19 protein-coding genes are annotated in these 20,981 nt (G+C 33.1%); 12 read left to right on the top strand and 7 right to left on the bottom strand.

What is annotated here, in order from left to right:
* Positions 1 to 7 precede the first annotated feature (7 nt).
* The 4 genes from ACWA1F_RS20680 to ACWA1F_RS20665 form a co-directional block, all read right to left on the bottom strand.
* The gene (locus ACWA1F_RS20680; protein WP_456896529.1) at positions 8 to 859 is read right to left on the bottom strand and encodes an N-acetylglucosamine kinase; all 852 of its coding nucleotides are present in this window, start codon (positions 857 to 859) and stop codon (positions 8 to 10) included.
* A 131-nt stretch (positions 860 to 990) separates the two neighbouring features.
* The gene (gap, locus tag ACWA1F_RS20675; RefSeq protein WP_125722828.1) at positions 991 to 1,995 is read right to left on the bottom strand and encodes a type I glyceraldehyde-3-phosphate dehydrogenase; all 1,005 of its coding nucleotides are present in this window, start codon (positions 1,993 to 1,995) and stop codon (positions 991 to 993) included.
* Between the two features lie 92 nt (positions 1,996 to 2,087).
* Positions 2,088 to 3,074, bottom strand: a complete 987-nt coding sequence (gene pfkA, locus ACWA1F_RS20670) for a 6-phosphofructokinase (RefSeq protein ID WP_306160482.1) — start codon at positions 3,072 to 3,074, stop codon at positions 2,088 to 2,090.
* Between the two features lie 309 nt (positions 3,075 to 3,383).
* Positions 3,384 to 7,922, bottom strand: a complete 4,539-nt coding sequence (locus ACWA1F_RS20665; protein WP_456896526.1) for a translocation/assembly module TamB domain-containing protein — start codon at positions 7,920 to 7,922, stop codon at positions 3,384 to 3,386.
* 195 nt (positions 7,923 to 8,117) lie between these two features.
* Between ACWA1F_RS20665 and tsaD the strand changes: the two genes are divergently transcribed.
* The 8 genes from tsaD to ACWA1F_RS20625 all read left to right on the top strand — a co-directional run bounded on the left by tsaD (position 8,118) and on the right by ACWA1F_RS20625 (position 15,369).
* Positions 8,118 to 9,134: a tRNA (adenosine(37)-N6)-threonylcarbamoyltransferase complex transferase subunit TsaD gene (gene tsaD / locus ACWA1F_RS20660; protein ID WP_456896524.1), complete on the top strand. Its 1,017-nt coding sequence runs from the start codon at positions 8,118 to 8,120 to the stop codon at positions 9,132 to 9,134.
* 2 nt (positions 9,135 to 9,136) lie between these two features.
* A complete protein-coding gene (locus ACWA1F_RS20655; RefSeq protein ID WP_456896522.1) occupies positions 9,137 to 9,841 on the top strand; it encodes a 16S rRNA (uracil(1498)-N(3))-methyltransferase in 705 nt (234 codons plus the stop codon).
* 157 nt (positions 9,842 to 9,998) lie between these two features.
* Complete coding sequence (locus ACWA1F_RS20650; RefSeq protein ID WP_456896520.1) at positions 9,999 to 10,637, top strand: DUF4159 domain-containing protein; 639 nt, start codon at positions 9,999 to 10,001, stop codon at positions 10,635 to 10,637.
* A gap of 10 nt (positions 10,638 to 10,647) precedes the next feature.
* Complete coding sequence (locus ACWA1F_RS20645; RefSeq protein WP_456896518.1) at positions 10,648 to 11,145, top strand: TrmH family RNA methyltransferase; 498 nt, start codon at positions 10,648 to 10,650, stop codon at positions 11,143 to 11,145.
* Positions 11,146 to 11,455: 310 nt separating this feature from the next.
* On the top strand, positions 11,456 to 12,415 hold the full coding sequence (locus tag ACWA1F_RS20640; RefSeq protein WP_306160493.1) for a zinc metalloprotease: 960 nt from the start codon (positions 11,456 to 11,458) through the stop codon (positions 12,413 to 12,415).
* Positions 12,416 to 12,521: 106 nt separating this feature from the next.
* A complete protein-coding gene (locus ACWA1F_RS20635) occupies positions 12,522 to 13,613 on the top strand; it encodes an AI-2E family transporter (RefSeq protein WP_456896516.1) in 1,092 nt (363 codons plus the stop codon).
* Positions 13,614 to 13,616: 3 nt separating this feature from the next.
* Positions 13,617 to 14,798: a THUMP-like domain-containing protein gene (locus tag ACWA1F_RS20630; protein ID WP_456896514.1), complete on the top strand. Its 1,182-nt coding sequence runs from the start codon at positions 13,617 to 13,619 to the stop codon at positions 14,796 to 14,798.
* A gap of 4 nt (positions 14,799 to 14,802) precedes the next feature.
* Complete coding sequence (locus ACWA1F_RS20625; RefSeq protein ID WP_456896512.1) at positions 14,803 to 15,369, top strand: hypothetical protein; 567 nt, start codon at positions 14,803 to 14,805, stop codon at positions 15,367 to 15,369.
* Here ACWA1F_RS20625 and ACWA1F_RS20620 read toward each other — a convergent pair whose 3' ends face one another.
* Positions 15,370 to 16,017, bottom strand: a complete 648-nt coding sequence (locus ACWA1F_RS20620) for a M15 family metallopeptidase (protein WP_456896510.1) — start codon at positions 16,015 to 16,017, stop codon at positions 15,370 to 15,372. It abuts the gene before it with no gap.
* Positions 16,018 to 16,204: 187 nt separating this feature from the next.
* Here ACWA1F_RS20620 and ACWA1F_RS20615 point away from each other — a divergent pair, with 187 nt between their 5' ends.
* Entirely contained in the window at positions 16,205 to 16,726 is a 522-nt protein-coding gene (locus ACWA1F_RS20615; RefSeq protein WP_456896508.1) for a hypothetical protein, read from the top strand.
* A gap of 58 nt (positions 16,727 to 16,784) precedes the next feature.
* On the opposite strand, the gene ACWA1F_RS20610 is transcribed toward ACWA1F_RS20615, so the two are convergent.
* Together ACWA1F_RS20610 and ACWA1F_RS20605 are read right to left on the bottom strand one after the other, a co-directional pair.
* Positions 16,785 to 17,888 carry a fatty acid desaturase family protein gene (locus ACWA1F_RS20610; RefSeq protein WP_306160504.1) on the bottom strand — a complete coding sequence of 368 codons (1,104 nt, stop codon included), beginning with the start codon at positions 17,886 to 17,888 and terminating at the stop codon, positions 16,785 to 16,787.
* 171 nt (positions 17,889 to 18,059) lie between these two features.
* The gene (locus tag ACWA1F_RS20605; protein ID WP_306160506.1) at positions 18,060 to 18,389 is read right to left on the bottom strand and encodes a helix-turn-helix domain-containing protein; all 330 of its coding nucleotides are present in this window, start codon (positions 18,387 to 18,389) and stop codon (positions 18,060 to 18,062) included.
* A gap of 119 nt (positions 18,390 to 18,508) precedes the next feature.
* Between ACWA1F_RS20605 and ACWA1F_RS20600 the strand changes: the two genes are divergently transcribed.
* From ACWA1F_RS20600 to ACWA1F_RS20590, 3 genes are all read left to right on the top strand, one after another.
* Positions 18,509 to 18,778 carry a hypothetical protein gene (locus tag ACWA1F_RS20600; RefSeq protein ID WP_456896506.1) on the top strand — a complete coding sequence of 90 codons (270 nt, stop codon included), beginning with the start codon at positions 18,509 to 18,511 and terminating at the stop codon, positions 18,776 to 18,778.
* A 46-nt stretch (positions 18,779 to 18,824) separates the two neighbouring features.
* Positions 18,825 to 19,028 carry a hypothetical protein gene (locus tag ACWA1F_RS20595; RefSeq protein ID WP_456896504.1) on the top strand — a complete coding sequence of 68 codons (204 nt, stop codon included), beginning with the start codon at positions 18,825 to 18,827 and terminating at the stop codon, positions 19,026 to 19,028.
* Positions 19,029 to 19,207: 179 nt separating this feature from the next.
* The gene (locus ACWA1F_RS20590; protein ID WP_456896502.1) at positions 19,208 to 20,977 is read left to right on the top strand and encodes a glycoside hydrolase family 9 protein; all 1,770 of its coding nucleotides are present in this window, start codon (positions 19,208 to 19,210) and stop codon (positions 20,975 to 20,977) included.
* The last annotated feature ends 4 nt before the right edge of the window (positions 20,978 to 20,981 follow it).

Raw genomic sequence — 20,981 nt, 5'->3', positions numbered from 1 at the left:
ACCAGAACTATTGATTAGCGACATGGTAAGCAATTAATCCATCAATAGGTCTTCTTAAAACATTCCCTAATTGAAGTTCATATTTATCGAATGTCTCTTGCAATTCGTCTTTTAAATAAAAAGCGATCGAACCAACAAAATGTACTGGCACTTCTTTGCAGTTATCAAACTGTTTAATGTAGTTTTTAACGAAAGACTTCATTCCTTTGAAAATAATTTTTCTGCAGAATTCTGTGTCTTTATGTTTAATTAAAAACTTAGCAAACGTTGCCAAATAAGCATTTGGGTTTGGTTCTTTGTATAATTTATTTTTAATAAAATCAGGATCAACGTCGTATTCTTTTTCAAATTCAACCGCCAATTCTTTAGGCATTTTATTAAAATAGTATTTTCTAATTAATTCTTTTCCAAAAACATTACCACTGCAATCATCCATTACAATATATCCTAGTGACTGAACTTTTTGGTGCAATACTTTTCCATCAAAGTAACTGCAGTTAGACCCTGTTCCTAAGATAGAAACAATTGCTTCCTGCCCTTTTGGAGTTGTAGCATAAACAGCAGCATAAGTATCTTCCTGAACGTCAACAATGGCGTTAGAAAAGTACTCTTGAAAAACCTGTTTTAAATACTCTTTCATTCTATCTGTACCACATCCGGCACCGTAAAAGAACAAATGAGTTGCTTCTTTTTTATTTTGTAAAATATCAAAACGGTCGTTTAATCTGGTGATGATTTCTGGCCCGTCTAGAATTTCAGGATTTAATCCTAAAGTTTGTGTTGTGAATAATACTTTTCCATTATCATCTATCGCAATCCAATCGGCTTTAGTAGATCCACTGTCAACTATTAATTTCATTTGTTTAGTTTTTGGAATTAGGTTTTTCTATTTTTAATTTAAAAGTGTATTTTTTACATTAATTATAGAAGTAACAAAATAAGAAAATCCCGTTATTTTAAAGTAACGGGATTTTGCAAAAATATATATTATTATTTTAAACCTGCAATATGTACAGATAAATCGATTAATTTGCTTGAGTATCCGTACTCATTATCATACCAAGAAACTAATTTGAAGAAAGTTGAATTCAAACCGATTCCAGCACCAGCATCAACGATAGAAGTTCTTTTATCTGAGATAAAGTCTTGAGAAACTACTGCATCTTCAGTATATCCTAAGATACCTTTTAATTCGTTTTCAGAAGCTTTTTTCAAAACAGCCATAATTTCTTCGTATGAAGTTTCTTTAGCTACTTTTACAGTTAAATCTACTGTAGAAACGTCAGCAGTAGGAACACGGAAAGCCATACCAGTTAATTTTCCGTTCAATTCTGGAATAACTTTTCCAACCGCTTTAGCAGCTCCAGTTGAAGAAGGAATGATGTTGATTGCAGCAGCACGTCCACCTCTCCAGTCTTTTCTAGAAGGTCCGTCAGCTGTCATTTGAGTTGAAGTAGTTGCGTGAACAGTTGTCATTAAACCTTCAACAATTCCGAAATTATCATTGATAACTTTAGCTAATGGAGCTAAACAGTTTGTAGTACAAGAAGCGTTAGAAACAACTAAATCTGAAGCTTTTGCAGATTCGTGGTTAACACCCATTACAAACATTGGAGCATCTGCAGATGGAGCAGAAATGATTACTTTTTTAGCACCACCTTTTAAGTGCTCACTTGCAGTTTCGATAGTTGTGAAGATACCAGTACATTCAGCTACTACATCTACATCAACTTCGTTCCATTTTAAGTCAGCAGGATTTCTTTCTGCAGTAATACGGATATTTCTTCCGTTTACATATAATTTTCCTTCTTTAACTTCTACAGTTCCGTCGAAACGACCGTGAACTGAATCATATTTTAATAAATAAGCTAAGTGATCTACGTCTAACAAGTCGTTGATTGCAACAACTTCTACATTATCTCTATTGAAAGACTCTCTAAAAACGATTCTTCCGATACGTCCAAATCCGTTTATTCCTAATTTTACTTTTGACATTTTACTAAATTTTTGCTTTTGTTTTTATTACACTATTTCAAAGTCTAATTTCCTCACAATAAACTTCTCTTCTTTTTAAACTTTTATATGAATTATGTTGACATGATGTCAGCCACTTTTAATAATTCTCTATCAATTTCTGATTTTCCTTTAATGGCTTGCTCTAAAGGCGTCAAAATCACTTTGTCTTCGCGAAGTCCAACCATATAATTAGATTTTCCTTCAATTAAAGACTCAACTGCTTTTACTCCTAAACGGCTTGCTAAAACACGGTCAAAACAAGATGGAGAACCACCACGCTGCATATGTCCTAAAACAGAAACGCGTACATCGTACTCAGGTAAATTAGCCTCAACATAATCTTTTAATTCGAATACGTTTTTACCAATTTTATCTCCCTCAGCAATTACCACAATACTTGATGATTTTCCTGACGCTTTACTTTTTTGAAGTGAATCTAAAAGACGGTCTAAACCTAAATCTTCTTCAGGAATAAGGATTTCTTCTGCTCCTGCACCAATACCTGCATTAAGAGCAATATGACCTGCATCTCTACCCATAACCTCTACAAAGAAAAGACGGTTATGCGAACTTGCTGTGTCTCTAATTTTATCGATACAGTCTACAACAGTATTTAAAGCTGTGTCGTACCCAAGAGTAAAACTTGTACCATAAATATCATTATCGATTGTACCTGGTATTCCCATAACTGGGAAACCAAATTCTGAATTAAAAATTAATCCTCCAGTAAAACTACCGTCACCGCCAATAACAACCAAAGCATCTACACCAGCCTTAACAAGGTTTTCGTGTGCTTTTTTTCTACCTTCAGGGGTTCTAAACTCAACTGAACGAGCCGATTTTAAGATCGTTCCACCTTTGTTTACAATATTATTTACGCTTCGTGGTCCCATTTCTTTGAAGTCTCCTTCAATCATTCCTTGATACCCTCTATAAATTCCGATGCATTCTATATTATGGTATGCGCAAGTTCGAACAACTGATCGTATTGCAGCATTCATTCCAGGTGAATCTCCTCCTGAGGTAAGAACACCTACTTTTTTTATTGTTTTTGGCATTATTTAAGTATTAAAGTGTAAAATTAGCAAACATTCAGCACTTTTCAGGTTACGATTATCATAAATTAATAAAATCTGTTAAATTCAAACGTTTTCGTTAATAAGTTTTTTCTAGGAAAAAATTTCATTAAAAATAATAAATCGCTATTTTTTTAATTAAATCGTCAAAATTAACAATACCCTGATGAAGTGTTATAAAAATCAGAATTTCCCGCTCACATGGAAAATTTTATTAAAGGGCTTAAATTTAGCACAAAAAAAACCATTATGAGAATAATGGTTTTATAAATGTATATTTTTAACAAAGTGTTAATAATCGTTATCTGGAATTAGTCCTTGATTATTGTTTGGAGACTGCTCTTCTTTCTTTTTCTTCTTTTCTTCTTCTTTTTTCCTTTTTTCTTCGTCTTCTTTTGCCTTTTTCTTATTTTTCTCCGATTCCTTTTTAGTTGTAAAATTCATGTAATCTGGATTTAAAGAAGAATCCTGCAGCTCATCTGACGAAGAACCTTTTACTGCCTTTTCTATTTTATGGCTTTTAAACAACTTATTGACAAGCTCGCTAAAAGTATCAAAATCCACTTCATACGAAATACCGACTCCTTGCGTATATCCAATTCCTTGTCCTATATAATTAATGTCGTTTTCTTTATTAAACAGACGAAGGTTCATTGTACCGTCTTCGTTTACACGATATAAGATTTCAATATCTCCCACAATTGCCGATTCGTTTACACCGCCAACAGGAACTCCCAATTTACCATTAATCGTAATACGTTCATTGACCTGAGACGAAATATTAGCGACAAACTGACCATCAACCTCCTGGCCTGTTCTTCTGTCAGCCGCAATATAATTTAAGTCGATATTTACTTTATCATTATCCGACTTAATAATTCCGCCCAACAAACTTGAAGCCGTTTCTGATAAAGTTCCAGAGAAATCTCCCTGACTAAATCCGTCGGTACTCATAAACGAACCTGTAGACAATAAATACAGCGCCTGTGTCTGGCGAATATCTTTATCATCTAACTTATATTGTATCTCCGATTTTAAAACATTACTAACAGACGGGAACTGAATATCAAAATTAGGCTCAGGATTTGATAAATCTCCTCGCAAACCAATTACTACTTCTACAGGAACTTTTTTATTGAATGACGAAGTATTATCTAAAAGGACTGCCGGATTTGCCTGCGTTTTATAAACCGCTTCTAAATTCAGCTGAGCACGCATCGGGTTTCCTTCCCAAATAATAGAACCTCCTTTTTTAACCGAGAATTTTTTATCGATAAGTCCGCCGTATTTAAAATTATAAGTTCCCTCGTATGCCTGGAAATCTCCCCACATATTAAATTTACCCAAAGTATTAATTTTAAATAAAAGCGATCCATACCCTTTTCCTTTCATACCGTGACCAGAATTTCGATCTAGAATCACTTCAACTTCGGCATCAGGTGTAATATCAAAATCAAATTCTAGTTCAAGACCGTTGTAGTCTCTAGTTTTTTCTACAATTCCATTGGCTAGATTATATTTTTCTTGCGGTGTTACAAAATGAATCCAACTGCTTTCTCCAACACTTTGCACGTTATTAATCGGAATCTTAACTTCTGTACCTTTTTCCGATTTCGCATCTACCTTAATAAAAAGACTTTCTACCGGACCTCGTATACTTGCCGTTCCGTTTATAAATGCGGTTCCAAAATAAGCGGCATCATCACTGTCTTTTGTATCCAGCGCAACTAATCGTTTAGACGTAATATTTAAATCTAACTTCCAGTCGCCAAAATTTTTATGCTCGATACTTCCATTCAACAAACCTTTTGTACCATATTTAGTATCCGTTAACTGATTATTTCTAAACAAGAATTTTTCATTTGTCAAATCAATTACCGTTCGATCACTCAATTCATAATCGGTATTTAGGTACGGAATTGTCATTCCTGCTTTTTCTACATACAGACGTCCGTTGATTTCTGGTTTTTTCAAATTCCCGACAACAGCTGCATTTCCAGAAACAGAACCACGAACATTAGAAAGAACATCACCGCCAATAGTTCCTAAAGTAGCCAGATTGAAACCTTCCAGTTTCAAGCTCATATCCATAATGGTTTCCTTATTTTCTACAGCAAAAGTTCCATTTGCTCTAAACGATTCGGTAAAACCATTTTGAATCGATGAATTAACCGTGAATTTCCTAAAACTTTCGTCTCCCGAAATATCAAAATTAAGCGTACCTAATTCTGTTTTATTCATTACAAGGTGATCGATTTTAATGGATGCCGTGGGCTGATAAACATTTTTATTCTGCTTATAATTGACACTTCCATTCAAATTACCATCGAACACAAATTTGGAATTGGTAGGCGTAATTTTATTGATATCAACATCTTCAAATGTCAGCACCAGATCTTTGTAATCTTTTCCTTTTATGACTCCATTCAAATCAATTTTCTGATTTTCATGAGATAAAACAATATTGTCAAAATTGAAATTTCTAAAATACTGGTCAACTATAATCTGATTGTCTTTTTCAGCATCTTCATTTAAGTACCAGATATAGTCCTTAAATTTCATTTCCGACTTCTTGATTCCGATAATATTATTTTTGCTCTTGTCAATCGTATGATACAAATCTAGATTAAAATAATCTTCTCCCTGATTTCCACCTTTAAACTCCGAACGGACAAACAAAGTATCTTTTGCCGTAACGTTAATCAAATTAAAATCACGTATTTTATAATACGGAGTTTTTATACTGTCTAACTCGACATAAGCATTATAAAGTGTATTCTTATTGTCAATATTAATACGGATATTATCAAACGTATTTTTATCTGCTGTAATTTTTTTCGATCTAAAACGAAATTTAAACTCTTGTAAATCAGAATCTATTTTTCCTCTTACAACCGTAGAAGAATCTATATTGATTTGCGGATAAAGCATTTCGACCACTTTATCGTAAACACGGAAATTAAAACGCAGAAACTGTCCTTTTCTAACTTTGTAAGGTTTGTAATTCGTATATAAACTACCCACAGAATTCATCACCAATTTATCCAGCTGATCGAATCTAAATTTACCCACAATTTTTCCGTCAACCACATCATTCGAACTAATTGTAATAGTTCTCAAACGATCTGCATCAAAAGTTGAATTCAAGTTTACCTGATCAAAAATATAAGTTGATTTTGGATTTTGATATTCGGCATCGTTTATAAAAATATCTCCCTGCAGGTTTTCAATAGAATTTCCAGTTAACTGAACGACAACATCTCCTTTAAAATGAGAAATAGAATCACCGACAAACTTCAATTTTCTTAAATCTGAATTTTCGACGTTGATATGGAAATCATAACGGTTTTCTCTTTTGCTCAAATCGAGCAAACCGTCAAAACTTAAATTTAAATTCGGGTCATTGATGGCAATTTGCCCTTTATAATAAGGCAATTTAAAGTTTCCGTTTACTACTATATTATTATACGTGTATTTATTATAATCGAGTTTCGAAATATCACCTTTAATAACGGTATTCAAATATTTTTCAGTAAAACCAACTCCGTCCACATCTAAATTCAAAGTCGTTTTGCCAATATCTTTTCTATTTAAAGCGGCGCCTATATCAAAATTATTTAAAACAATATTTCCTGCATACGAAGCCTTGTCTATAAAATCCATGTTATTCAGATGAAGATCGACTTCTCCATTTCCTAAATCTGTGGCAATTTTAAAAACGGTTTCTAAAGCTGTGGTTGATACTTTTGCTTTTCCAACAATATTGAATTTCCCAATTCGCTTCATTTCTTTCGGAAGTCTTTTACCTAAAACTCCTGGAAGCAGAATAACCAAATCATCGTAGCTAGAAAGCAGTTTATCAAATTTTCCATCCATAGAAAACTTCTGTTCTTTACTGCCAAGAAGATTCCTAAAATTGATGGTTCCGTTAATTTTTGATCCATTTGTATCGCTTAATCGCAGCTTGGTCAGCGTCATATTATTAAGCGGGCCGTCTAATTTTGTTTTCAGTTTAAAATGCTGATTTTTACCTAAACCATCATAAAAATGGCGAATATCGTTTGTTGCAATCGAAGACGAATCTATCTTTACATCAAATCGAACTTTGTCGGTAAAATCAAGAAAATCTGATGGTTTATAATTTAAAATGGCTAAACCGTAAATAGAAGATCTTTTGGTTGTAATAGCCAGGTTTTCAACTTTAATCTGTTTTTTGGTATAACTGAATTTCCCAGCAAAATTAGACACATACAAACCGCGGTGATCCATAAACGAAAACCTGTGAATGTTGGTATTTACATCTGGACCATACAATTTAAACTCGCTGATATAAGCATTTAGTTTGGTAAAATCCAGAAATTTAGGTGTAGTTTTATTTTCATCAACAACAGAAAATCTTCCTTTTTCGATGTAAGCATTTTTCGCCGTAAGCAAAAAGTGTTTGGTCGATTTTTTCTTTGGCGTATTTTCAACTTCAAAAGCTTGTATAAACTTATTGATATTGTTCTCATCTTCGCCTTTGTAGGTTTTCAGATTAAAAATCAGACCTGTTAGACGTAAATCTCCAAAAATTAAATCCCCATCTAATAATCTAGAGAAACTCGCAATATCAGTTGTAATGATATCCGAATAAATCATCGTTTTTTTATGATGATCTAAAATCGTTACTTTCTTCAATTTTACGCCTCCAAAAATATTGATCGCCGTTTTTTCAACATTAATATTAACCTTAAAATCTTCGTTTAAAGAATTGGTGACATAATTGGCGATCTGTGTCTGAACCGCAGGAAGAGAGAGTATGATAGCAAGAGCTAACAAAAGTAAAATCAACCCAATTAGGGTTCTGGATATTATTTTTTTTACTTTTTTGATAGCTTCTTTAATTTTAGTTTTCTTTTAATTTATTTTGAACAGACAAAGAACCGCTGTTTTTGATAAAAATTCTTTAATTTTGGGCACTGCTTCTATCAAAGATATTTCTAAAGATTTGACTTGTCAAATATAATTCAAAATTTGTGCCTTTATATGCAAAATCCAGAGGTTTTTATCCTAGCCATCGAAAGTTCATGCGATGATACTGCTGCCGCGGTTTTACATAACGACAAAGTATTGTCAAATGTTGTAGCCAATCAATTAATTCATAATCAATACGGAGGTGTTGTTCCTGAATTGGCCTCACGCGCACACCAGCAGAATATTGTCCCTGTGATAGATGCTGCACTTCGTAAAGCAAATGTACAAAAAGAACAGTTAAGCGCAATCGCATTTACGCAAGGTCCAGGATTAATGGGCTCTTTATTGGTGGGGACTTCCTTCAGTAAATCGCTATCATTGGCTTTAGATATTCCGTTAATTGCTGTGAATCACATGCATGCTCATATTTTAGCCCATTTTATTGACGAAGAAGGCTATGATAAACCAGAATTTCCTTTTTTAGCTTTAACGATAAGTGGCGGACATACGCAAATCGTAAAAGTGAATAGCTTTTTTGATATGGAGATTATCGGCGAAACTACAGATGATGCTGTAGGTGAAGCATTTGACAAGAGCGCCAAAATTCTTGGACTTCCTTATCCAGGTGGGCCTTTGATTGATAAATATGCAAAAGAAGGAAATCCGAAAGCGTTTCCTTTTACCAAACCGAAAGTTCCAGGATTAGATTTCAGTTTCTCTGGACTAAAAACGGCTATTTTGTACTTCATTCAAAAAAACAAACAGGAAAATCCGAATTTTATTGAAGAAAACCTTAATGATATTTGTGCTTCAATCCAGCATACGATTATCGAAATTCTGATGGATAAACTAAAAATGGCAGTAAAAGAAACCGGAATTACACAAATTGCAATCGGCGGCGGAGTTTCTGCAAATTCTGGAATCAGAACCCGTTTACAAGAGAATTCATACGGTTGGAAAACTTTCATCCCGAAATTTGAATACACAACAGACAATGCTGCAATGATTGGGATTGTGGGCTACCAAAAATACTTATCTAATCGTTTTGAAACTTCTGCTGTGGTTTCTAAAGCAAGAATCGAATTTTAATCATGCAGTTATTTTTTAATCCGAATATTGACGAAACAACCCAAAGTTTTTCTTTTGATAAAGAAGAAAGTCGTCACATTATAAAAGTTCTCCGAAAAAAAGATTCAGACATTCTTCAAGTTACCAATGGTTCTGGATTATTGTTTGAAACTCAGATCACTTTAGCTTCTGATAACAAATGTACGGTTGAAGTGCTTTCTATCAAAAATGCCGAAAAACCAAAGTTTCACTTGCATTTGGCGGTTGCTCCAACCAAAATGAACGATCGTTTTGAATGGTTTCTGGAAAAAGCAACCGAAATTGGCATTCAGGAAATTACGCCTATTTTTTGTGATCGTTCGGAACGAAAAGTAATCAATCGTGACCGTTTTGAAAAAATTATTTTATCAGCAATGAAACAATGCAACGAAACGTTTCTTCCCAAATTGAATGAAGCGATTTCGTTTAAAGATTTTATCAAACAACAGCAAAATGGCCTGCAATTGATTGCACATTGCGAGGAAACCGATAAAAAATCATTGAAAGAAGTTTTAAAGCCAAATGAAGGTGTTACAATCTTGATTGGTCCGGAAGGTGATTTTTCTGAAAAGGAAATTACATTGGCATTAGAAAACAATTACAAACCTGTAACTTTAGGAAATACGCGTTTAAGAACAGAAACCGCAGCTGTTGTGGCTTGTCATAGTGTGGTTTTCTTTAATGAATAAAAAAATACAACGTTAGGTCTGTCATCCTGAGGAACGAAGGATCACACTCGTAAATAGACAAAGATTGGCAAATTCTGTACGGAGTTTCTTGTGTGATCCTTCGTTCCTCAGGATGACAAAAGCATCTCAAGGAAAATGAAGCAAAAAATATAATTAAATGAAAAAAATATTTTACTTATTATTACTTTTTTCAACTGTCTCTTTCTCACAAGAAATTGCTTTGCTTAAATACAGCGGCGGCGGCGACTGGTATTCCAATCCGACTTCTTTGCCTAATTTGATTAATTTTTGCAATGCCAATATTAATACTCGAATTAAAAACAAACCTTCAACTGTAGAGCCAAGCAATCCAGATTTGCTTTCGTATCCGTTTGTGCACATGACGGGGCACGGAAATGTCGTTTTTAGCGATGCTGATGTAACCAATTTGAGAAATTATCTTACTGCTGGCGGTTTTCTGCATATTGATGATAATTACGGAATGGATCAATTTATTCGAAAAGAAATCAAAAAGATATTTCCCAATAATAATTTAACTGAAATTCCTGCCAATCATCCTATTTTTCAGAAACCGTTTCCTTTTCCAAACGGATTGCCAAAAATTCATGAGCACGACGGAACTCGTCCGCAAGCATTTGGAATTTTTATCGATAATAAACTCGTTTTATTATATACTTACGAATGTGATTTAGGCGACGGCTGGGAAGATGCCGAAGTGCACAACGATCCAGCAAACGTAAGAGACAAAGCGCTGAAAATGGGCGCAAACATCATCAATTATATTTTTACCAATTAAATTTTAGAAAGTGCAGTTAACTCACGAAGAAAACCAATTTGAAAGAAAAACATTTCCCATTACTTTAGTATGCGATCATATTTACTTTCAGCAGAATATTGGTTCTTTATTTCGAATTTCTGAAGCTTTCGGAGTTGAAAATATTATCTTTTTCGGAAAAGACATTCCGCTGACACCTCGTAAAATTAATAAAACTTCACGCAGTACGCATCTTCATGTACAGCATTCAGTGATTGAAGATTATAACGAACTTCGCTCTTATTTGATTGAGAATCATTTTGAGATTATTTCTTTAGAAATAGCTTCCAACAGTAAACCTTTAAAAGAAGTTATAATTCCTGAAAATAAAAAAATCGCTCTTTTGATAGGAAGCGAGATTAACGGAATTTCAGACGAACTTTTGAAACTTTCGCATCAAATTGTGCATATCAATATGTTTGGCAAAAACAGCAGCATGAATGTCGTTCAAGCGGCAAGTATCGCGCTGTATGAGATCACTTCTGCTTAGTTTTATCGTAAGAATTCTTTCGTTTTTTACATAGAAAAAAACAACTTTCTATTTTTCCTGACCACATCTATCTGATTATTAATCCGATAAAACGCAAATTTTGCCGTCAAAATGCTTTCAAAAAATTACAAAATAAGAAAATACATCATAATATTTTTTAGTCAATTTTTGTAGGAATCAATGTTCGTAAGGGATTGTAAAATTTCTCACAAATTATTCTTTGTAATATTTTTCTACAATACTTTTTTGTTATAAAATTGCATCAATATTCAACTAATCAACATTTTTATAACAAAAAACCCAAATTATTATGAAAAAAGTTATTATTACCACATTTGCAGCATTAATGCTGTTTGCTTGTCAAAATGAATCATCAGAATCTGCTAATGCAGATGCAACTGTTGCTTCTAGAAGAGGCTGTGCAACACAAGAAGTTTTAGAAGCTCAATTGAAAGCCGACCCTTCATTGGCTATTAGAATGAACGAAATCGAAACTTTTACGGTACAACATGCTGGTTCTACTTTTACAGGCCGTTTGGTAAATGGAAAAATCGAAATTCCAGTTGTAGTTAATGTTCTTTACAGAACCGCTGCACAAAACATTTCGGACACACAAATTCAATCGCAGATTGATGTTTTAAACAAAGATTTTAATGCCCTGAACTCTGATTACAATAATGTGCCAGCATTATTCTCAGGAGTTAAAGCGAACATCGGAATCTCATTTGTTTTGGATCAGGTTATTAGAAAATCGACAACCAAAACTTCTTGGGGAACAAACGATGCGATGAAAAAAACTGCTCAAGGCGGAATTGCACCAACTTCTCCAACTACAAAATTAAACATGTGGTCTTGCAACATTGGAGGCGGAATTTTAGGATACGCGCAATTTCCTGGAGGTGCTTCTTCAACTGATGGAGTGGTAATCGATTCTCGCTATTTCGGTTTATCTGGTGCTGCAAACGCTCCATTTAACTTAGGAAGAACGGCAACTCACGAAGTGGGACACTGGATGAATTTACGTCACATCTGGGGAGATGCAACTTGCGGAAGCGATTTAGTTTCAGACACTCCAACGCACAATACTGCAAACTATGGCGTTCCTGCTTACCCACATTACAGCACTTGTTCTGGCACACCTGTAGAAATGACAATGAACTACATGGATTATGTTGACGATGCAGCAATGTATATGTTTTCGACAGGACAGAAAAACAGAATATCAGCAATTTTTACAACTGGAGGAGCTAGAGCCTCATTTGCACAATAATTGTTAACAAAACACAATTTAAAGCGAGATGTTTTCATCTCGCTTTTTTTGTTTAACCCTAAATTTTAAAATGCTTTTTCCTATATTTATAGTCTAAATTTTAAACATGATCACGTCAAAAACTATTTCGAACGGAATTTTAAGAGCTTTAGCTACAATCTTAATAATTGGCATCGTTTTATATTTTTTATATGAAATTCAAACTGTAATTGTTTACTTGTGCATTTCTTTAATATTGTGTTTAATTGCAAACCCGCTGGTTTTATTTTTAAAAAACAAACTTAAATTCAGCAATTCTCTGGCAGCCACCACTACCATTATCTTTTTCATTTTTCTGATAGTTGGCTTCATTCTATTGTTTGTCCCATTAATTATTTCTCAAGCCAATAATTTAGCACTTTTGGATACGGCGCATTTACAGGAAAAATTTATAGAAACCGAAACCCATTTGGAAGAATATTTTAATATCCAGCATATCGATTTAAATAAAGTTATAAAAGACTCTAAACTAACCTCAATATTAGATTTTAGCTATTTTACAGGATTCATAAATTCCATAATCAATTTTATGGCTAATATGGGAATGGGCTTGGTATCGGTATTTTTTATTACTTTCTTTTTTATTAAAGATCAAGATATTTTTAAAAATCAGGCGAGAAGAATACTTCCTGATTCAAATGAAGATAAAATCCTGAATTCTATCACTAAAATTAACCATTTACTGACCCGATATTTTATTGGATTGCTATTACAGCTAATTGTTGTATTTATTCTGTACCTAATTGTATTATTGATTTTTGGAAATAAAAATGCTTTTGTAATTGCGTTTTTATGTGCTATTTTAAATGTGATTCCCTATTTAGGGCCAATTATCGGAACAACTTTGGCAGGAATTTTAACCATGATCAGTATGATTGGGCAAGATTTTCAATCGGAAATTTTACCTAAAACAATTTATGTAATTATAGGCTTTTTAGTCGTTCAAGCCATTGACAATAATGTCAGTCAGCCGATAATTTCATCAAAAAGCGTAAATTCGCATCCGTTAGAAATATTCTTAATTATTTTGATCAGCGGTATTACATTTGGAATTGTCGGTATGATTATCGCGGTTCCAGCTTTTACAATGATTAAAGTAATTTTAAAAGAATTTTTTCCAAACAATAAAATTGTCTCCGTATTAACCGAAAGAATCTAAAAATTGAATACTTCTATTTTGCATCAAAACATACAGGAATTTATTAAAAAAAATACTGATGCAGATATAACAAAGTTGGCGCTCCAAAAAAATCCGTTTCCAGAAGTGGATTGGATTTTAATTTTAAATCAAATTGAAGCTCGAACAAAAGCTAAGGAAAAACTTCCGACTTGGTTTGCTGCCGAAAACATTATTTACCCGAGTAAAATCTCTGTAGAACAGACTTCTTCAGAAAAGACTGCGGCTTACAAAGCGTCATTAATTTCCGGAGAAACTTTAATTGATTTAACCGGAGGTTTTGGAGTTGACGATTATTATTTTTCGAAGCAATTCAAATCGATAACACATTGTGAAATAAACGAAGATTTATCAGCAATTGTGTCGCACAATTTCAAACAGCTAAAAGTTCAAAATTCCACTTTTTATGCTGGCGATTCTATTCATGTATTAGAAAAAGAAAATCAGAAGTCTGATTGGATTTATATTGATCCTTCGCGAAGAAATGACAGTAAAGGCAAAGTTTTTATGCTGAAAGACTGTCTGCCAAATGTTCCTGAATTGCTTGATTTCTATTTCGAAAAATCAGATCATATTTTAATTAAAACTGCGCCATTATTGGATATTTCGGCAGGATTATCAGAATTAAAAAATGTAAAGAACATTCATATCATAGCGCTCGAAAACGAAGTTAAAGAACTGCTTTTTGAAATTCATAAAGATTATTCTGGCGAAATAACTTTAAAAACGGCTAATATTTTAAAAGAAAAAACAGAAACTTTTGAGTTTGTTTTAGGTGGAGAAACCTCATCTTTATCTTATGGATTTCCGAAGAAATATCTTTACGAGCCAAATGCCGCTATCATGAAATCGGGCGGTTTTGATGAAGTAAGCAGTATTTTTACAATTGACAAACTGCACAAACATTCACATCTGTATACTTCAGATAATTTAATTGATTTTCCTGGAAGAAAATTTGAAGTTCAAAAAGTCATTTCATACAATAAAAATGAAATGAAACACGAATTGGCGAATAAGCAGGCAAATATTACGACGCGCAATTTCCCGGAAACGGTTGAAAACATTCGAAAAAAATGGAAAATAAAAAATGGAGGTAATTTGTATTGTTTTTTTACAACTGATGTAAAAGATAACAAAATAGTTTTAATTTGCACCAAAATAAACTAATACAATGAAACAACTAATTACACTAACTCTTTTTTTATTGACTTTTACCGCATTTGCACAAAAACCATGTGAATACAGTGTAAATGTAAATGACTCAATCGGGAGCTACAAAGTGACCAATGAGTACCTAATGAGCGAAAAACATTTTGGAGGAAACTCTAATTATATTTTCTTCTCATTAGCTCAAACTGACGGATTGCCTACTTTAAATTTACAAGGAATTCAAAAAAGTAAAGATTTTATTAAAGCCAATTGTTTTGACAAGAATTCTAAAATCTTTTTACAGTTAGAAAACGGAAAAATTGTAACCTTAATGCATATCGATCAAGAAAATTGCGGAACCTTAATTCGTGATGAAAAAGGGTATAATAATCGTGTAAATACAGGTATTTTCATGTTTATGAAAGACAATTACGAAGAACTGAAAAAGTCTCCGATTTCGATTATGCGAGTAAAATACCTTACCAATATTGAAGATTACATTGTAAAAAGAGAACTTACGTCTGAGTTAACCGGAAAAGTTACGAATCCGAATACTTATTTTATGGAAAATATTAGGTGCGTTGAATAATTAATCGCATTTCCATTTTTGGTTGGAAACTTTATCTTTTAAACCGGTTTTTAAATTATAATGCCACCACTCCGAATCAAATGAATTAAAGCCATTTTTAATCATTGTCTTTTTTAAATATGCTCTTTGCGAAAGAATCTCTTTTGAAAGCTGTTTAAAATTATGACTGGCCATGATTCCGAAAAAGTCAAAAGGAGTTCCCATATCCACTTCTTTTCCTGTTATATCAACCAAAGAAATATCAACGGCTCCTCCTCTATTATGGATGGAGCCTTTTTTTGGATCGGCAACATAGATCGGATTCGATACAATCTCCCACATTTTTTTCTGGATATCTAAAGGTCTGTAACAGTCAAATATTTTGATTCTGTAACCTTTCTTCAAAAAATCTTGATTGGCCGCAATTAAAGCTTTTACAGTTTTTAAACGAAGCATGCATTCTGCACAATTGTATACTTTGGTTTTTAGAAAATTATCTTCGGTTGCATATTTCATGTCATATACAAAATCATTGCTGTAATCTCTCAGATTTACAAATGTCGTATCTGAAATTGTAACTTCTACTGGAGATGTATAAACTTCATTCTGAGCCTGTAAAGAACTAATTCCGAAAAGAGCAAAAACTAAGATTTTGAAAATGTGATTCATTGCCTGATAATTTTAAAAAATTGAAGTTAAACAAAAAAACTTAAAATCGATTAATCAGATTTCCATTTTAAAATTTACAATCTGCTCTAAATTACTTCTAAAGCAACATTATTTTTAATATCTTTATGAAAATAAGATCATTACGACTTTGTAAATTAAAATTATTAATTCTAAAACCAGTTATATTATGAATTACAGAGCCACATACTTTTCAACGGTTATTTTAAGCAGTTTTATGTTTCTTTCGTGCAAAAAACAAACAATAGAAAGTATTCCTAAAACAGATTCTACTTCTATAAAAACAGAAGCTTTAAAAGAAGACAGTATTGTTATAAACCCAAATGATTCTTTATACAATTTAAATTCTACCAGCGTCATCGGAACGCAGTTTTTAACCAAAAGCAGTTTAGCTCCAAGATTAAAAAAACTACTAGGTTCTGATTACGATCAAATGGTAAAAAACTGGAATACCGAAACTCCTTTTGAAAAGCAAGATAATATCCTGCACGCTTGGGGATGCAAACAGCATGACTGCACCACTTATTCGTATGACTTGTTTATTGATGTTAAAAACAATAAAATCAATGTCTATAAATTTGCGGAGTCTAAATTGACGGTTTTTAAAGAAGATAATTTTGATATTGAAATTACAGGTCCGTTTTTAAAAGATCTGAACACCAAAAAGCAAAATGCTGAAATTAAAGAATAATACAAGCATAAAAAAAGCGGTTTTCTAAAACCGCTTTTTTTATATGTACCTTTTACAGCTATATCTCACCTGTAGCTAAAATATTTTCCTTTACACCTTTGTTTTTCAGCATTCTAAAATGAGAACGAACAGCGTGATAAAATGGATAAGAAGTATAAGGAAGATTATATTCTTCTGCATAACGTCTTATAATTGGCGTTATATACGGATAATACGTATGTCCAACAGCTGGAAAAAGATGATGTGCAACGTGATGGGTGAATCCACCGTATAAAAAATTAGCCAATTTACTTTCTGTGCTAAAATCTTTTGTTACAATCATTTGATGCACAACCCAAGTGTCCGAAAGATTTCCGTCTTCATCTGTGCCTGGAAAATGGGCATCTTCGTCAACGTGAGTCGAAACCAAAGCCACCACACCAATTGCACTGCCACACATGTGCATACACAGCCAAGCCAACAAAACCATGTGCCAAGGCTGGCTCAAAAGCATCATCGGAATAAATAGCAAATAAATAAGATTGATAATCTTAGCCGCAAAAAGCCTGTAGATTTCCTGCTTTGGAATTTTGTCTACTACTTTCTTAACGTAATTATTTTTTTTGCCAAAAAAGTCTTTAAAATCTCTTATATAAAGCCAATTTAGACTGTAAAGCGGATAAATAAACCACATGTAAATATGCTGGTATTTATGATAATTAAATAGTGGACTGTTTGGGAATATTCGAATAATATCACTTTGTTTAATGTCAATATCCCAATCTGGCACGTTTGGATACGCATGATGCAGACCTATATGCCGCCGCATCCAAAGCCAATGGTTACTGCCAAAAAGTTCTAAAACATATAAAAACCATTCATTATGCTTTGGCTTTTTGAACAAAGCTCCGTGTGCAGCATCATGAAAAGCATTTATAAATAAAACGATCATTGTAATACCAGACAAAATATAAAAAAGAAACAATAAGGGGGTCTGGTTCCCGAAAATTAAAATACAGGCGTAGAACAAAAAAAATACTGCCAGAAGCCCTAAAGACTTCACAACATTTAATACATACAAGGACGAGTTTTTTAAGACCGTTTCATTCACTTCTAAACGCATCTTTTTAAAAAAATCATCCGCTCCTGGTTTAACATAAACCGGTCGTTTTAATTTTTCCATATTGGTTACTGCTAGAAATTGTTAACCAAATTTAATAAAAAAAAGCTTAACCCTTTAGCATTTATTTAGTTAAAAGTCAGCTATTTTAAAAGAAAAAACCACTCTAATGGAGTGGTTTAATTAATACTGAAAAATTTAGAATTGTTAGCTGTTTTTGGAATTCATTATGTATTATTCCTCGAACTTTGTGTCTGCCAAGCGCAACCTTATATCATGAATACGGCCTTCTATTTCTTGCAGATCATTCAAAATAGTTTGCTTTTCATAAATTGCTCCAGCTTCATTAACCATATTCTGCTCATCATGAGCAAAAAGATCATTCAAATCCACATCCGGAAAATTTTTACTTAAGCTAATAATAAATTCAGAACCAATACTAGCCGTTCCATGTAAATATCTTCCAATCATAGCTGGGCTAAATCCTAAGATTGCCCCAACTTCTTTCTGCTTTAATCCTTTATCCTTAAAGAATTTACTTAGTTTCTCGTGATACATCATCATTAAAATTCATAGAAATATATAGCCAAAATATATTTTTTAACATTAAAAAGAATAATAAATATAATAATATTCTTACATTTACATAAACCATTACCATGTAAATAATAATTAGCAAATATATGTCAAAATTAATCAATAATAGCAATTTTAAAGAAGATAATTCTCACAATAAAAAAGCTTACGAATTTATAGATAAGCATTTACCTGTAACTTATGTAGATCTTACCATTGCTTGTATGGTCAAAAAAGGGCAGCCAGCACCAAGCAAAGCCTTAATTAGAAACGTTAGAAACAAAACAATATTTAGAAATGATGTTTTACTTGCCTTAGTAGAAGTCGCTCATGAAAACAAACAAGCAATCGAAAAAATAAAACTTTTAACCTCGTAAGCAATTAAAATACTATAAACCATTTTTCCATTTAAGTTTTAATTTTATGACAAACCAAAACACCAATAAAAAAGATAACAGACAGTCAGATTCCATTCAACATCAATTTGAAATTTCCTCTTATAATAAAATTGATTTAGAAAATACACCTTATTTGTACGGAATGAGTGCAGAGCAGTACAGAGAAGGACTAGAAATTCACTCTAAATGTTTCAGTCAGATGAAAAACGTGAAAGGGATAATGAATTAAAACTGTTTGCCAGCAAAAAATCACATCAAATACACATCAGCATTTTTTAAATTTTAGCATAAACGATACTAAAATTAATCTGTTTTGCAGGTTTTTGATTTTTAGAACAAAACAATTTGATTTAGGTAAAATTTCTCTTTTTTGTAATTTGCCTTTTCTACTAGCTAAAAAACTAAACCATGATAAAATTCAGAAAACAATTAAGTTGTGCATTACTAGTTTTGTTCTTTTCTGTTTCGGCTTATAGCAAAACGGTCATTTTTGTCAATCAAGTCGGGTTTGATCCAAAGAGCCCAAAAATTGCCATTATTGAATATTATAGCAATCTTTTAAATTCAACTTTTGACCTTATAGATGCCGATTCTGGAAAAACAGTTTTTACTTCTAAAATTGGAAAAGCAGAAAGTGTAGCCGATTGGAAACTTGGCATTTTTTATTATAAAGCCGATTTTTCCTCTTTTCAAAAACCGGGAAATTATAAAGTTACATTCAAAATTGCAGATCAAATTTATACTTCTGCCCGTTTTTCTATAGAAGAAAATATATTGGCTAAAAGAACCATTTCTTCAATTGTTCATTATTATAACAAGCAAAGAGCCAATACTCCTGAAGAACTAAAAGCGGACAAGAACATGCTATTATTTGGAAGCACAAAAAAAGTAGACGTTCACGGCGGATGGTGCGATGCATCTGGAGATGTAAGCAAATATTTTTCTCATTTAGCCTACGCCAATTTTGTATCGCCTCAGCAGACGCCTTTGGTGACTTGGTCGTTAATCAATACTTCTGAAAAAATCTCAAAACAGCTTCGACAATGGAAAATAAAAGATTCTCTTGATAACGAAGCTATTTGGGGTGCCGATTATATGATGCGCTGTCTCTCTGATGAAGATTATTTCTATATGATTGTTTTCAGTTATTTTGATAAAAATCCAGCAGCGAGAAGAATTGTTGGACTCAAAGCCAATAGTGTTACGACAGATGAATACCAATCTGCTTTTCGCGAAGGCGCAGGAATGGCAATAGCATCACTTGCGAGAATTTCAAAATGGAATAAGAACGGCGATTTTACTTCAAAACAATATTTAGACGGTGCCAAACGAGCTTATTCGCATCTTTTAACTAACAATACCAAATATGACGACGACGGAAAAGAAAACATTATAGACGATTATTGTGCTTTGATGGCGGCGACAGAATTATGGATTGTGACCAATGATCATTTCTATAAAGATGAAGCTAGAAAATGGGCTCATAAACTTGAAAACCGAATGACGGATAAAGGATGGTTTAGAAGCAACGACGGAAATCGTCCGTTTTGGCACGCCGCCGATGCAGGTTTGCCAATCGTTGCGCTTACAAGATATCTGGAAAAGGAAACTGACAATAAAGAAAGGAATGCTGCCCAAAATGTCATTAAAAAAGCTTTAGACTATAATTTGTCTGTTACAAACAATGTGGCAAATCCGTTTGGGTACGCTAGACAAAGTTTTTTATATAATAATAAAATTCAAGACGGATTTTTTATTCCGCATGAAAATGAGACTGGCTGGTGGTGGCAAGGTGAAAATGCCCGATTAGCTTCATTGGCAACTGCAGCAATAGAAGGCGGAAAAAGTATTTCGATTCCAAAGAACAGCAGCACAAAAAAAGAACTCGATTTATTCGCATCACAGCAATTGTCTTGGATTTTAGGCTGTAATCCCTATTCAATGTGTTTCTTGTATCAATTTGGAGAAAGCAACGTTCCTTATATGCATTCTAATTACGGACACGGTTCAGAAAAAGGTGGAATCTCTAACGGAATTACGGGCAAAGATGGGAACGGAGATGGTTCTGGAATTGATTTTAAAACAGAAGACAAAGGCAACGAATGGCGCTGGACCGAGCAATGGATTCCACATTCAGCATGGTTTTTACAAGCCATAACCGCAATGGTTGAACCTTAATTAG

The sequence above is a fragment of the Flavobacterium erigeronis genome, assembly GCF_054075165.1.
Note: the sequence above shows the minus strand (reverse complement) of the source record. Positions and strands in the feature narration are given on the sequence as shown.